This is a genomic window from Flavobacterium orientale (genome assembly GCF_014638005.1).
GTDB classification, from domain to species: Bacteria; Bacteroidota; Bacteroidia; order Flavobacteriales; family Flavobacteriaceae; genus Flavobacterium; species Flavobacterium orientale.
The window spans coordinates 1-14,452 of sequence record NZ_BMFG01000014.1 but is presented as its reverse complement, the minus strand read 5'-3'; the positions used below and the strand labels follow the sequence as shown (position 1 = coordinate 14,452).

Below are 14,452 nucleotides of genomic sequence, written 5' to 3'. Positions count from 1 at the left end.
ATTAAAAAAAATGAAAAATTTAAAAACTCTTTTTGTAGCATCAATAGTTGCTGTTACATTTGGCTCGTGTACTGATGAAAAGAAAACACAAGCTGACAAAGCCGTAAACAATTTTACAAGCTATGTTGACTCGCTTAGCGGTGTTGCTGCTGAAAACATGTCAGAAAGCTGGGAATCTGTTGAAAACACTTATATTGATAAAAAAATACAAGCAGAAACCGCATTAGAAAATGTAGAAGACAGAATGGAATGGGATAATAAAGTTGATGAATCTTCAAAAAAATATGAAGAATACAAAATGAACTATCTAGCCATAAGACAAACTATGGAAGCTCAGAATGCTAAAGCAAAATTGAGAAGTTCACTTTTTAATGGTAGAGAAATTGGTAACGATATGGACTTTAGCTGGGTTAACAAAGATAACATTCTTAACACGTTTGATACTTTTGTAAATACAGTTGCAGATAATAAGGATAAGTATTCAAGAGAAGATTGGGATGAAATCAAAATGCTTTATGAAGCATTAGGTACTCGAAAAAATACCGTTGAAAAAGAAGGTTTAACTTCATCTGATAATATGAAAATTGCAGGTCTTAAAATTAAATTTGCACCAATGTATACCGTAAACAGAATGGGAGCAAAAGCTGAAGAAAACGCTGAAGCAAAAGAATAACCTACTCTTTTGTGAAAGAAAAACGGAGCCAAATTGGCTCCGTTTTTTTTATTTAAAATACTTCCGATTCTTTTAATTTTTCGGTGTTGCTCACTAATTGCAACTCTTCGATCATCTTCTGAATATTTCCGTTCATAAATCCGTCTAAGTCAAAAATACTCAACCCAATTCGGTGATCGGTAATTCTTCCTTGAGCATAATTGTATGTTCTAATTTTTGCTGAACGGTCGCCACTACTTACTTGCGAAGTACGTTTGGTTGCATCTTCCGCTTGCTTTTTAGCCAATTCCATTTCATACAAACGCGAACGCAAAACCGTTAATGCTTTATCTTTATTTTTGTGTTGAGATTTTTCATCCTGACATTGAGCCACCAATCCGGTTGGAATATGCGTCATCCGTACAGCCGACTTTGTCGTATTCACAGATTGACCTCCTGGACCTGACGAACAGAAATAATCAATACGAACATCATTCATGTCAATTTGAACGTCGAACTCTTCCGCTTCCGGTAAAACCATTACAGTTGCTGCAGACGTGTGAACTCGACCTTGTGTTTCCGTTTGCGGAACACGTTGCACACGATGAACTCCGGCTTCAAATTTCAATGTTCCGTAAACATCTTCTCCGGTTACTTCAAAAATCACCTCTTTAAAACCTCCTGCAGTTCCTTCGTTCATGTCTACTAAAGAAGTTCTCCAACCACGACCTTCGCAATATTTAGTGTACATTCTGTATAAATCTCCGGCAAAAATAGAAGCTTCATCCCCACCCGTTCCGGCACGAATTTCAACCATCACATTTTTGGCATCTTCGGGATCTTTCGGAATCAACATAAACTTGATTTCTTCTTCCAATTGTGGCATGCGTTCTTTAGCATCATCCAATTCCATTTTGGCCATTTCAACCATTTCAGCATCCGAACCATCGGCAATAATTTCGTTGGCTTCTTCAATGCTTTGTGTCAAACGGATGTATTCTTCACGCTTATCCACAAGACCTTTTAAGGTTTTATATTCTTGGTTCAATTGCACATAACGCTTCTGATCGGCAATCACATCAGGCTGAATAATCAAATCTGATATCTCGTCGAAACGTTGTTTTACATATTGTAATCTGTCTAACATAGTTGTAGTACTCTATTTTGGAGTGCAAAAGTACGATATTTTGTTTCAAGTTGAAAACAAAATATTCAGTAGGTCAATGCAACTTTATAAACTCAAAAATTGTTTGATTGAAAAATATAAATCAAATTTAGTACTTTAGTAAAATGTAGCACCCATTTATTCAAACAATAATTATATTTTGAAAGAAAAAATAAAAACAAACTATAAAGTAGGTGATTTAATTTATGGCCCCAACATTTATGACGGAATGAATACGGGTTTGAATGATTTACCATTTTACACCAAATGGTTTCCTAAAGACAAAGAAGCAAAAATTCTGGAACTTTGTTGCGGAACAGGACGACTAACACTTCAAATTGCAAAGCAAGGATATAACATAACCGGGGTAGATATCATGCCTTCCATGCTAGAACAAGCCAAAGTTAATGCCGCCCAAGCTAATGAAGTAATAACCTATATTGAAGCAGATATCAGACATTTGGATTTACATGAAAAATTTGACATCATTTTTATTCCCTTTAATTCCATTCATCATCTCTATCAAAATGAGGATTTATTTGCGGTTTTTGATGTTGTAAAAAAACATATCAAAAAAGATGGCTTATTTTTGTTTGACTGCTACAATCCAAATATTCAATATATTGTTGAACATGAAAAAGAATTGAATGAAATTGCAACCTTTTCCACCAAAGATGATAGAGCTATTTTGATAAAACAGCGGATGCAGTATGAAAAAGGCACACAAATCAATCGGATAGAATGGCATTATTTTATAAATGGTTTGTTCGATTCGATTCAAAATTTAGATATGAGAATGTATTATCCACAAGAATTGGATGCGTATCTTCGATGGAAAAAATTTATCATTTTGCACAAATTTGGTTCATTTGAAGAAGATATTTTTCATTCTGAATCAGAAAAGCAAATTTTTGTTTGCCAAACTATTTGACTATAAAATGAAATTAACCAAACTATGAAAATAAATTATCTCCTTTTTATGTTGTTTTGTTGCATTTCCTGTCAACAAGAAACCACTTTCAACGAACTCGAAAAGGCCAATTGGTTTTTAGGTCGATGGGAAAGCAACACGCCTGACGGTGTTTTTTCAGAAGAATGGAAAACCGAAAATGACTCTGTTTTTGCTGCTAAAAGTTTTTTTATCAAAGAAAATGATACGTTATTTTCAGAAACCATTCGATTAGTTCAACATGAAAATGATTTATTTTATATTGTTACCGTTCCTAATCAAAATGAAGAAAAACCGGTTGCTTTTAAATTAACTTCTTCCACTCCCGATTATTTAGTTTTTGAAAATCCTGAACACGATTTTCCAAAAAAAATAACGTATAAATTAGTAAAGAAAGACAGTTTGTATGCGGAGATTAGTGGTAATGGGAAGAGTCAAGGGTTTCCGTTTAAGAGAGTGAATTGATGAAAAAGCCGCTGATTCGCTGATTTTTTTTTAATCTGTGCTTTTATTTTGGAAACAGAAGTTGTAATTATTTCTTTATATTTGGAAAACAAAAAAATTGATTATATCTGACATATACACCTAAATTGGTTAGGCAAGTCTGATTTTTCAATCACATAGAAGTTGTGCGACATAATTTGACCCCCATTTAAAATGACAAAACTCATTAACATATTACTCCTTCTTTCATTTGGAATAGTTAGTGCACATAAAAATGTGATTTTCCAAAAATCATATGGAAATGTGAATCTTATTTCTTCTACTTCCTATTACACAGAAGATATAAACAAAAATATAATAGCTGCAAAATATGTGGAATTACTACTGAAAGAACTTCATTATAAGGACAGCATTTATTTGTGGTTTTGGCCAGACAGAGATAAAATATTCAAAGCTTATTTCGGAAAAGAAGAAAGTAAACTAAAAGGTTTGAATATATTTATACCAGAATATGAAACTGACATATCCAAAACTTTAAGTTTAGTGGAGAATGTCATTTTAAATCAAAAGTCACTTGACAAAGAACGAGATAGACTTTTATCTTGGTACAATTCAACTCCTTCAAAACTTGTAAAAGACATTCATCTAAACAAAATATATCGACCAAAAGATGTCCCAGAATTAGAACATCATACGGATCAATATTACACATTCGATTATTTTTATGAAAATGGAACCTTTCACATTTTAAGTCTTCAAAATCGTGAAGTTATTGAAGCTGCACAAGTAGGCAAAATTCTTCAATTCAAGATAGTAACTTCTAGTTTGCTTTTTATTTTCACAGAAACGAACTCTTTAACCATCATAAGTGCGGATTATAAATATGACGGAACTAGGTACAACGCAACATCAGAAACTTTGAAATTTGATTTTCAGCCAGAATGGGAATATTCATTTAGACCTTATAAAATTAGATTATTAGGCCAAAAATATATTACTATAGAAAGTATATTTGGAGATAAAGTTTCTCTTTATAACATCCCTAAAAAGAAGTTAATGCAAGATTTGCTCGCAATGTTTGAGGAATAATTAAGTCGCACGACAGCAGTTTTGCGAAATTGTCTGGTTTAGTGCAAAATAGAACTAGTTTTTTAATAACTTAGTTTTAGTTCACCTATTTCCATTCGGAAAAATATGAATTTAATTTGAGATGCAAACGAAAGACACTACGTTAAAAAGTTTATTTACAGTAACTCACCATTTTTAGAATACAAAAAATCCCGACTTTCATCGGGATTTCATCTTTATTCTATTTTCTTACTTCTTCACCGGAATACTCTCCAAAATTTTCAACACAAATTTCCAATATTTTTGTGCAGATGAAATCGAAGCTCTTTCATCCGGAGAGTGAGCACCGTGAATCGTTGGTCCAAACGAAATCATATCCATATTGGGGTAATTCGTTCCTAAAATCCCACATTCTAATCCGGCGTGACAAGCCACAACGTTTGGTTTTGCACCATTTTGTTTTTCGTAAATATTCACTAAAACATCTAAAATTGGAGAATTAACATTAGGAGTCCAACCCGGATAACTTCCGCCAAAAGTCACTTCGCAACCCATTAATTCAAACGCAGAACGCAAGGCATTCGCTAAATCAAATTTGGATGTTTCAACAGAGGAACGAGTCAAACATTGAACAGTTATAGTTCCTTCTTTTACGGTTACTTTTGCAATATTATTGGAAGTTTCAACCAAATCTTCCATGTCGGCACTCATTCGGTAAACGCCGTTATGAGCCGCATAAATCGCACGAATTAATCCTTCTTGAATGCCTAAATCCATTACTTTTTCCGGTAATTCGGTTTCGGTAATTTCAATAGTTAAATTAGGTTCAGTGGTTTTGAATTCAGTTTTAATATTATCAATTATATTTTGCATATCCAATTGAAAAGCTCCTTCATAAATAGCCGAAATAATCACTTTTGCCACACTCTCTCTCGGAATGGCATTTCGTAAACTTCCACCATTAATTTCAGCAATTTGCAAACCAAAATTTTCAAAACCGTCAAATAACAAACGGTTCATAATTTTGTTGGCATTTCCCAATCCTTTGTGAATATCCATACCGGAATGACCTCCTTTTAAACCTTTTACCGTAATGATAAAAGCTAATGAATTTTCGGGAGTTGGTTCTTCTTCGTATGATCTTGTAGCAGTTACATCTACTCCACCCGCACAACCGATGTCGATTTCATCGTCTTCTTCTGTATCTAAATTCAAGAGAATTTCTCCGTTTAACAAACCGCCTTTCAAACCCATTGCTCCGGTCATTCCGGTTTCTTCATCAATGGTAAAAAGAGCTTCAATTGCCGGATGCGGAATGTCTTTACTTTCTAAAACCGCCATAATGGTTGCTACTCCCAAACCGTTGTCGGCTCCAAGCGTAGTTCCTTTGGCACGAACCCAATCGCCATCCACATACATTTCGATTCCTTGCGTATCAAAGTCGAACGTAGTGTCGTTATTTTTTTGATGCACCATATCTAAATGCGATTGCATCACAATGGTTTTTCTATTTTCTAATCCTGCAGTTGCCGGTTTTTTGATGATGACGTTTCCGACAGCATCTTTACTAGTTTCTAAGCCTAATTGCTTTCCGAAATCCATCATAAATGCAATCACACGTTCTTCTTTTTTAGAAGGTCGTGGAACAGCGTTTAAGTCGGCAAATTTATTCCAAAGTGCTTTGGGTTCTAGGTTTCTGATTTCTTGATTCATTTCTTTATAAGGTTCTAAGTTTCTGAGGTACTAAGGCTCTAAGGTTTTTTAGTGGCACAAAGTTACAAAGAAATTGAAGGATTTTTGAATTAACAAAAGTGAAAGTTTTTGAAATAGTACTATAGAATAGTGCTCCGGTTATATTGTTTTAGCTAGTTCAGATTTGGAAATTTTGTATTTGAAACTAAACTTTTAGAAGTAAATACAAGAGCTTGAAGTACGATTAATATGATAACAATGATAACAAAAACAAACTGTGAAGATGTTTTTCCTGAGAGATACAATTCTTCAGCATGAGCCATGATTTGTTTAGACTCGGCTAACTGAATTGCAGAAAGTTCATTAAGAATTACTAACGCCTTGTTCGAATGTTCTAATTTTGCTTGAAGAGTATGTTGACTGGATTCAAACTCTTTGAGTATAAGTAACAGTTCATCTGCTTTGCTTGTTTCAACAGCCGTAAATTTAGTTTTTTGATAGGCATTGCTTGCTGATACAACTTCACAATTAAATTATTTACACTGTTAATTTTAATAACATCAGTCGAATCAGAATTTATTGCTTCTTTAATTTGATAAAAACCACTAATCATTTTTAAAATAAATTCCTCAGCAATTAATCGGTCTTCATACAAAGTGCTGATTGCCTTTTTTACGTTTTCTGTATGAGTTCTGTCAATGTAATTGCTGAACAACACCAATACACAAAGTGAAAAAAGTGCACCGGAAGCTGTCAATTTATTTTTTATACTGTAGGTCCATTTCATAGTTCTAAAGAATTTAAGACTTACAGATGTTTTTGTAAGTAACTCAAATATATAACATTTTAAACCTATTAAAAAACAAGTTGGTATTTTAGAACTTTTAATTTAGTTTAGTAAAAAATGAATAATAACTTCAATTAAATTATAAAAAAAAGTTAAGCGATATGCTTTTCGAAGAGTTTTTTAGCATCCTTAGTCGATACTTTGCCCACACATTCATTTTTGTGAATGCACAAAACGGGAGCTTGTTTGCACATTCCTTGGCATTTCATTTTTTCAAAGGCAACCTTTTCTTTCAAGCCATTGTCTTTGACTAAGTCTTTCAGACAATCTTTGATTTCTTTGTTATATTTACAGCATTTTTTGCCGTCGCAGAAATAAATTACTTTTTCAGCTTTTTTTGCTTTTCCCATGATTGAAAAATGATGTTACAAATGTAAAATATAATTTTTATTTATTCTAAATAAAGAAGTTAATTTTATTAAAATTCTCCCAAACCATTTACCGATTACCAATTACCCATCACCTTTTCATATATTTGACCCAACAATGATTCAAAAAAAATACATACTTCCACTATTCCTTTTGATACAAATTGTTGTATTAAAAATCGCTTCTTTATTTCCCAAGTTTATAGAAGATTATTATAGTAACAGAATATATCTAATTATCTCAAAAATTTCGAGAACTACTTTTGGATTTACGTCTATTTCCATTGGAGACATTATTTACGGTATCGTTTTGCTTTTGGTTTTCAGATGGTTTTGGAGAGTGCGAAAAACGTGGAAGATTGCTTGGAAAAATAATGTATTGAAGATTCTCGGTTTTGCTTCCGTATTTTATTTTCTGTTTCATTTGTTGTGGGCAACTAATTACCATCGCATTCCGATGTATGAAAAGCTGGAAATTGACAAAGAATATTCAACAGAAGAATTAGAAGCTTTTACGATAAAATTGATTGAAAAAACGAATGCTATTCACAAACAAATCACGCAAAATGATTCGATAAAAGTGGTTGTTCCCTACTCTACTGAAGAAATTTTTAATTTGAGTGTAAAAAGTTATACTTCTGTTCAAAAAGAATTTCCTTTTCTATTATATGAAAAACCAAGCATCAAACCATCGTTAATTAGTGTACCGTTGAGTTATATGGGATTTGGCGGTTATTTGAACCCGTTTACCAATGAAGCACAAGTGAATGATCGATTGCCAAAATATAATTTTCCAACGACCACTTTACACGAAATGGCTCATCAAATTGGGTATGCCAGCGAAAGTGAAGCCAATTTTATTGGATTTTTAGCTTCCATAAAAAGTGATGATATCTATTTTCAATATTCCGGTTATAGTTTTGCTGTGAAACATTGTCTGCGAAATTTAGAACGCATTGAAGAAGGCAGCAGTGAAAAATTTTTACCGTTAATCAATTCGGGAATTATCAAAAACTTTGAAGAAAGCAAACAATTTCACGAAGAATACAAAACGTTTTTGGAACCAATTTTCAAAACCTTTTACGACAATTTTTTAAAACTCAACAAACAAAAAGACGGTTTGGAAGGTTATAGCAAATTTGTGGGATTAATGATTGGAATGGAGAAAAATAAAAACTAATTTCTTTTGACAGGTAACCTTATAGTTCTATCTCTTAAATCCATTTCTTCTGCACCATCAAAATTAATCAAAATATCGAGAGTGTCTGATTTACTATTTTTTAATGGATAATTTATTTCAACGTACATAATAGAATCTTTAATTCTCTTGAGACTAATACCCCGTCCTAATATAACGCTACTTTTTACATCAATATTTGTAAAAATAAGTTGTGCATCATTCATAACATCATATTTTATAAATTTATTTTCATCTTGAAGTTTTAACTCAACTTTTTTATCACCAATTTCAATACTCATTGGATCATTTTTCTTTTCATTCGAACAATTTAAAAAGATGAAGAAAATTGAAATTATAAATAGATGTTGCAAAAGTTTCATATTGTATTTTTTGGTTTTACTAAACTTCATCTGCCACAAAAGAAGTCAAATTTTTCTTTTTAAAAGGTCGGATAATCAATCGTCCTTCGCGATCTAAACGGATGTAATTGTAAATCCAATTGGTCAATACTACTGCTTTGTTTTTAAATCCGATTAAAGAAAATAAGTGCACAAAAATCCACACAAACCAAGCAAAAACACCGTGAAAATGAAGTTTTGGTAAATCAACCACCGCTTTGTTTCTACCAATCGTTGCCATTGACCCTTTGTCGTTGTAAACAAATGGTTTTAGAGGCTTTTTATTTATTTTTTTGACGATGTTTTCACCTAACCACTTTCCTTGTTGCATGGCCGGCTGTGCCATCATCGGATGACCTTGTGGATTTTCTTCTGAAATCATGGCTGCAATATCGCCAACGGCAAAGATGTTATCATAGCCTTCTACTTGGTTGAATTCATTTACTTTTACGCGATCAGCTCTTGGAATTATGGCTTTTGCATCAATTCCGGAAGGTAATGCTCCTTGCACTCCGGCTGTCCAAATTACGGTAGCCGTTTCAAAAGTTAAATCGGTGTTGGTTGTAACGGTGCTTCCATCGTAGCCAGTGACACGAACATTTTTCCATACATTTACGCCTAATTTAATCAGGAAATCTTCGGCTGCATCTGACGATTTTTCACTCATTGTGTTGAGGATTCTATCACCGGATTGAATGAGATTGATTTGCATTTTTCGTACATCCAAATCCGGATAATCTTTAGGAAGAATTGCTTTTTTCATTTCGGCTAAAGCTCCGGCTAATTCCACTCCGGTTGGTCCACCACCTACAAGGACGAAGTTTATTAAACTATGTCGGTCGTGAATATCGTTCGTCAACAAAGCTTGCTCAAAGTTTTCAAGAATCAGACTTCTTATGTTGAGTGATTGCGGAATGGTTTTCATTGCCACACTATTTCGTTCGATTTCTTTATTGCCAAAAAAATTGGTTTTGGAACCGGTGGCCAATACCAAATAATCGTAATGCAATTCACCAATGTCGGCTTTTACTTTTTGATTTTGTGTATCAATTTCGTTGACAAAAGCTAAACGAAAATAAAAGTTTTGGTATTCCTGCACCACTTTTCTGATTGGGTAAGCAATGGAACCGGCTTCGAGTCCGCCAGTGGCTACTTGATATAAAAGTGGTTGAAATGTGTGGTAATTATGTTTGTCGAGTAAAACAACTTGTACGCGTTGATTTTTTAATTTTTTTGCGAGAGCAATTCCGGCAAATCCTCCACCAATGATGACGATTCTGGGAAGATTGGTATTTGGGATATTCATATTTTTTTAAGGTACTAAGGTTCTGAGACACTAAGACTCTGAGGTTTTGTATTGCAAAGATAAGGAGATTTTGGATTGATTTTAATTCTTGGTTCAGAGGAATTTTGAGGGTTTGTTTCTCAAAGAAAGCAATGAAAATACAGAAATTTTGCTTTACCTCCGTTTAGACAAAAAGTTACAAAACAAAAAAGCTTTATCTTGTAACAAATTTTACCATCCGACTACTAACACAACATGAGCAATTCACTGGAGCAATCTTTTGTTAAGCAATTAAAGGAGAATCAGAACATTATTCACAAGATTTGTCGTTTGTACACATCGGGTGAAGATGCTCACAATGATTTGTTCCAAGAAATTACGATTCAGTTATGGAAAGCGTTTCCGAAGTTTCGTGGCGACTCGAAATTTTCGACTTGGGCCTATCGAGTCGCTTTAAACACTGCAATAACTTTATATAGAAAAAGTACGCGATCAATTGCTACAATCGAATTTGAAACCACACGGCATTTTATTAAACAAGAAGATTATAACTTTGAAGAAGAAGAACAAATCAAACTTTTATATAAAGCCGTTCATCAATTAAATGACATTGAAAAAGCATTGGTTTTTATGTATTTAGAAGATAAAGATTATGAAGAGATATCGGAAACTTTAGGAATTAGTGAAGTGAATGCAAGAGTAAAAATGAACAGAATTAAAGGAAAATTAAAAAAAATATTAAATCCGTAAGATTATGATGGAGGAATTGGATTTATTGAAAAAAGATTGGAAAAAAAGCGAGACTAATTTCCAACAAAAAACAGAAGGTGATATTTATAGAATGCTTCAACAAAAATCAACTTCTATTGTGAAGTGGATATTTTATATAAGTTTAATTGAACTAAGTTTAGGAATACTGCTTAGTTTGATGCTATCTTTTACAAAATATGACAAAGACAATGTTGAGTTTATAAAAGAAATTGGAGCTTATTCCTATTATGTAGCAATTTCAATTATTTTGTATGCTGTAGTACTCTATTTTATCTATAAATTTTACAGTATGTTTAAAAAGATTGCGGTTGATGATAACACAAAAAAATTAATGTCAACAATTCTTAAAACCCGAAAAGTAGTAAAACAATATATTGCCTTCAATTTAAGTGCTTTTGCTTTTATTTTTATTGCAGCCGGATCTTATGGCTTTTACAAAGGCTATAGCACCGGTATTGTCACAAACGGTGAGCTAACTAAAATACCTATGGAGGTTACAATTATTGGAATTATTATATTGATTGTAGTAACGGCAGTACTTACATGTATTTTTTGGCTTATTTATAAATTAATTTATGGTTGGCTTTTAAAACGGTTATATGTAAATTATGAAGAATTGAAAAAAATTGACTTTTAATATTCCCACATTCTTTTTTTATCAAATTCTTTTTGTTCTTCTAAAATTTCAACCGGAATTACTTTAAGTAAAGAAGCATGTTGTTCAATGGCAAATTCTATTTTTTCAACGATTTCTTCAATACTCTCATTATCATAATCAATTTGCAATGGCTCTTTGATAACCATAGATTGCAGAATCCCTTTCTTTTTAATACGAAGTCCTTTTCTGTCAAACGAACGACGGAATCCATCAATTACAATAGGCACAACAATCGGCTTGTGTTGCTTTATAATATGAGCAGTTCCTTTTCTAACGGGTTTAAATGAACGTGTTGTGCCTTGAGGAAATGTAATAACCCATCCATCTTCAAGAGCTAATTTTATATTCTCAGTATCATTAGGATTCACCTCTCTTTGAACATCTTTTCCTTTTGCTCGCCAGGTTCTTTCTACTGTAATAGCTCCTGCATAGGCTAAAATTCTTGGTAATAAACCTTCTTTCATGGTCTCACTGGCAGCCACATAATAAATATTTAATTTTGGTTGCCACAAATAACCAACATTCTTAATTGAATCTTGTCTTCCACTTAAACTTGCATTAAACACATGAAACATAGCAACAACATCCGCAAAGTAGGTTTGATGATTTGATATAAATAAAACATTAGTTTCGGGTAATTCTTTTATAATTTCAGATCCTTCAATATGAAGTTCATTAAAACCTCTATATCGTTGATGTGTCATAACACCAAAAACGCGGATTAACCATTTTTTTAAAAAGAGTAAATGTCCAAAAGGATTTCTTTTGAATAATGCCATAGGATTTAAATTGAAAATCAATTAGCGAAATTACAAAAACAAAAATTAAATTTTCAACTATAAAGATAGTAAAATATCATATTACAAAACCTTTTTAATCGTTTCCTTCAACTCACTCAACATCATAGCAGTTGCACCCCAAACAATGTGCTCTTTTACTAAAAAAGCAGGAACATCAATTGCAATTGAATAAGAAGTTTTCAATCTTCGGGTGACAATGATATTCTCATCCAAAAAATCCTTTAAAGGAAATTCAATAATTCCGGCCACTTCATCTTCTTGCAATACAAACTCTAAATTACTTTGAGAAATTCCCAAAAATGGAGAAACTAAAAAATTACTTGGCGGAATATAAATTTCTGTGAAGGCTCTTACCACTTCAATTTGATGTTTCTTTACGCCAATTTCTTCTTCTGTTTCTCTTAATGCAGTTTCTTGTAAGTCTTTATCAGAAATCTCAACCTTGCCGCCCGGAAAAGCAATTTGTGATGAATGAACCCCCGGATAGGAATTTCTAACAATCAAAACCAAATGTGTTTCATTGTCTTTCGGATAAAACAGCATCATAACGGCAGCTCTCTTCGGCTCATTCTTTTCCAAAGTTAGCTTTTCTAAAATATCCATTCTCCCAATTGGAGCCATTTTTGCATGAGCAATGGTAGCAGGAAGATTTTCTTTTGCTATTTTTGGTATAAATTTTAAAAAGTTATGAAAATCCACCTTTTAATCCTTTTTGCTATTATTTTTTTAATTAGTTCATGCGATAATAAGACTAAAGATAAGTCAGAAAAAAATAACGAACAAATTATTACAAAAATTGAAGACACAATTTCAGTTAACAAACCAAAATTTGATTTGGAAACCATTGTCTTATCAGATGAAAATGTAGTTGAATTTTTAACTTGGTATGGCAACAAAAATCCTGAAAACAAAGTTCTTATTGAAACAAAATTTGGAAATATAGAAGTAGAATTGTTTGAAGAAACAAAATTACATCGAGCTAATTTTATTTACTTGGTAAAAAAAGAATATTTTAACACAACGTTTTTTCATAGAGTTGTAAAAGGATTTATTATTCAAGGCGGTAGTTCCGACGAAAGTATTACAAAAAAAGAACGGAAAGCAATTGGAAGATATCTAATTCCAGCCGAATTCAATAAAAAGCACAAACATCATTATGGAGCTTTAGCTGCAGCAAGAAGTTGGGATGATAATCCTGAAAAAATGAGTACTCCATTTGAATTCTATTTCATTCAAAACAAAAATGGTTCCTATCACTTAGATGGCGAACATACTGTTTTTGGTAAAATTACAAAAGGCCATGAAGTGATGGATATCATCGCTAATCAAGAAACAGATGAAGGTGAATTTCCATTGTTAAACATTTTAATAAAAGTTTCAATAATCTAATGTACAGTAAAGAAGAAGCACAAAAAATTAAACGTGAATTTTGGATCAAATTCGCAGAAGAATATCCCAGAAAATGGCTGTTATACAATACTAAAATCAAAGATTTTACTTTTAAATTTCATGTAGATAACAAAAAAGCAATGGTTTCATTAGACATCGAATCAAAAGATGATGATCTACGCAACATCTATTTTGAAAAAATAGAATCATTAAAAACCATCCTTATCGAAGAATATCTTGAAGATGTGATTTTTGAAAAAAACTACCAATTAGAAAACGGAAAAACTATCAGTAGAATTTGGGTAGAAACACACGGTATAAGTGTAAATAACAAAGCAACCTGGAAAACCATATTTGACTTTTTTTCACAAAAAATGGAAGCATTTGAGTGTTTTTTCTATGAATACCAAGAATACATTAGTGATTTAGAAATAAATACTTAAATTTTATATGGCGGCGTGTCCATTCGTAAAATTCGGGACGGGCTATCTGCTTCAAGTCCTCGTTCGTTATACCTCCTCACAGTGGGCTTTCCGATACTATCCCTCACGCAAGTTTAACCATCATCCTTTTTAAAAAAAATTTATCTACCCCTAAAAACCTTGATATTATTTTTGAAAAAAAATCTTCATGTAATTAAAACAAAAAACCCCTCATCGATAGATGAAGGGTTTTAAAAAGAAGGCGGTGACATACTCTCCCACAAATTGCAGTACCATCTGCGCAGGCGGGCTTAACTTCTCTGTTCGGAATGGGAAGAGGTGAGCCCCGCCGCAATAACCACCT

The 14,452-nt window shown here is 32.7% G+C and carries 17 protein-coding genes and 1 rRNA gene; 9 read left to right on the top strand and 9 right to left on the bottom strand.

Translation table 11 applies throughout. The features are described 5' to 3' along the window. The first annotated feature begins 10 nt into the window (after positions 1-10). Positions 11-673, top strand: a complete 663-nt coding sequence (locus IEV15_RS13710) for a DUF6565 domain-containing protein (RefSeq protein ID WP_188363107.1) — start codon at positions 11-13, stop codon at positions 671-673. Positions 674-725: 52 nt separating this feature from the next. Here IEV15_RS13710 and prfA read toward each other — a convergent pair whose 3' ends face one another. Further along, complete coding sequence (gene prfA, locus IEV15_RS13705; RefSeq protein ID WP_188363106.1) at positions 726-1,799, bottom strand: peptide chain release factor 1; 1,074 nt, start codon at positions 1,797-1,799, stop codon at positions 726-728. Between the two features lie 178 nt (positions 1,800-1,977). Here prfA and IEV15_RS13700 point away from each other — a divergent pair, with 178 nt between their 5' ends. The 3 genes from IEV15_RS13700 (at position 1,978) to IEV15_RS13690 (ending at position 4,299) form a co-directional block, all read left to right on the top strand. Continuing rightward, a complete protein-coding gene (locus IEV15_RS13700; protein ID WP_229734166.1) occupies positions 1,978-2,748 on the top strand; it encodes a class I SAM-dependent methyltransferase in 771 nt (256 codons plus the stop codon). A gap of 24 nt (positions 2,749-2,772) precedes the next feature. After that, complete coding sequence (locus IEV15_RS13695; RefSeq protein WP_188363105.1) at positions 2,773-3,231, top strand: DUF6265 family protein; 459 nt, start codon at positions 2,773-2,775, stop codon at positions 3,229-3,231. Between the two features lie 192 nt (positions 3,232-3,423). Beyond that, positions 3,424-4,299 carry a hypothetical protein gene (locus tag IEV15_RS13690; RefSeq protein ID WP_188363104.1) on the top strand — a complete coding sequence of 292 codons (876 nt, stop codon included), beginning with the start codon at positions 3,424-3,426 and terminating at the stop codon, positions 4,297-4,299. Between the two features lie 228 nt (positions 4,300-4,527). Here IEV15_RS13690 and IEV15_RS13685 read toward each other — a convergent pair whose 3' ends face one another. The 3 genes from IEV15_RS13685 to IEV15_RS13675 all read right to left on the bottom strand — a co-directional run bounded on the left by IEV15_RS13685 (position 4,528) and on the right by IEV15_RS13675 (position 7,167). Continuing rightward, positions 4,528-5,991 (bottom strand): aminoacyl-histidine dipeptidase, encoded by a 1,464-nt coding sequence (locus tag IEV15_RS13685; RefSeq protein ID WP_188363103.1) that lies wholly within the window; start codon positions 5,989-5,991, stop codon positions 4,528-4,530. Between the two features lie 373 nt (positions 5,992-6,364). Continuing rightward, on the bottom strand, positions 6,365-6,757 hold the full coding sequence (locus IEV15_RS13680; RefSeq protein ID WP_188363102.1) for a hypothetical protein: 393 nt from the start codon (positions 6,755-6,757) through the stop codon (positions 6,365-6,367). A gap of 152 nt (positions 6,758-6,909) precedes the next feature. Further along, on the bottom strand, positions 6,910-7,167 hold the full coding sequence (locus IEV15_RS13675; RefSeq protein ID WP_188363101.1) for a (2Fe-2S) ferredoxin domain-containing protein: 258 nt from the start codon (positions 7,165-7,167) through the stop codon (positions 6,910-6,912). Between the two features lie 136 nt (positions 7,168-7,303). Here IEV15_RS13675 and IEV15_RS13670 point away from each other — a divergent pair, with 136 nt between their 5' ends. Then, the gene (locus tag IEV15_RS13670; RefSeq protein WP_308418853.1) at positions 7,304-8,365 is read left to right on the top strand and encodes a DUF3810 domain-containing protein; all 1,062 of its coding nucleotides are present in this window, start codon (positions 7,304-7,306) and stop codon (positions 8,363-8,365) included. Here the strand turns inward: IEV15_RS13670 and IEV15_RS13665 are convergent. Continuing rightward, the gene (locus tag IEV15_RS13665; RefSeq protein ID WP_188363100.1) at positions 8,362-8,745 is read right to left on the bottom strand and encodes a hypothetical protein; all 384 of its coding nucleotides are present in this window, start codon (positions 8,743-8,745) and stop codon (positions 8,362-8,364) included. The two genes, IEV15_RS13670 and IEV15_RS13665, sit on opposite strands and share 4 nt — an antisense overlap. 19 nt (positions 8,746-8,764) lie before the next feature. Further along, positions 8,765-10,069: an NAD(P)/FAD-dependent oxidoreductase gene (locus IEV15_RS13660; RefSeq protein ID WP_188363099.1), complete on the bottom strand. Its 1,305-nt coding sequence runs from the start codon at positions 10,067-10,069 to the stop codon at positions 8,765-8,767. A 234-nt stretch (positions 10,070-10,303) separates the two neighbouring features. Between IEV15_RS13660 and IEV15_RS13655 the strand changes: the two genes are divergently transcribed. Then, a complete protein-coding gene (locus IEV15_RS13655) occupies positions 10,304-10,798 on the top strand; it encodes an RNA polymerase sigma factor (protein ID WP_188363098.1) in 495 nt (164 codons plus the stop codon). A gap of 4 nt (positions 10,799-10,802) precedes the next feature. Beyond that, positions 10,803-11,456 carry a DUF8845 family protein gene (locus IEV15_RS13650; protein ID WP_188363097.1) on the top strand — a complete coding sequence of 218 codons (654 nt, stop codon included), beginning with the start codon at positions 10,803-10,805 and terminating at the stop codon, positions 11,454-11,456. On the opposite strand, the gene IEV15_RS13645 is transcribed toward IEV15_RS13650, so the two are convergent. Continuing rightward, positions 11,453-12,256: a lysophospholipid acyltransferase family protein gene (locus tag IEV15_RS13645; protein WP_188363096.1), complete on the bottom strand. Its 804-nt coding sequence runs from the start codon at positions 12,254-12,256 to the stop codon at positions 11,453-11,455. The two genes, IEV15_RS13650 and IEV15_RS13645, sit on opposite strands and share 4 nt — an antisense overlap. 81 nt (positions 12,257-12,337) lie before the next feature. After that, positions 12,338-12,976 carry an NUDIX hydrolase gene (locus IEV15_RS13640; RefSeq protein ID WP_188363095.1) on the bottom strand — a complete coding sequence of 213 codons (639 nt, stop codon included), beginning with the start codon at positions 12,974-12,976 and terminating at the stop codon, positions 12,338-12,340. Between IEV15_RS13640 and IEV15_RS13635 the strand changes: the two genes are divergently transcribed. Further along, on the top strand, positions 12,965-13,666 hold the full coding sequence (locus IEV15_RS13635; protein WP_188363094.1) for a peptidylprolyl isomerase: 702 nt from the start codon (positions 12,965-12,967) through the stop codon (positions 13,664-13,666). The genes IEV15_RS13640 and IEV15_RS13635 overlap by 12 nt on opposite strands. Beyond that, on the top strand, positions 13,666-14,109 hold the full coding sequence (locus IEV15_RS13630; RefSeq protein WP_188363093.1) for a DUF4268 domain-containing protein: 444 nt from the start codon (positions 13,666-13,668) through the stop codon (positions 14,107-14,109). Before IEV15_RS13635 ends, IEV15_RS13630 begins: the two co-directional genes overlap by 1 nt. 236 nt (positions 14,110-14,345) lie before the next feature. Here IEV15_RS13630 and rrf read toward each other — a convergent pair. After that, a 5S ribosomal RNA gene (rrf, locus tag IEV15_RS13625) occupies positions 14,346-14,452 on the bottom strand; the annotation flags it as partial.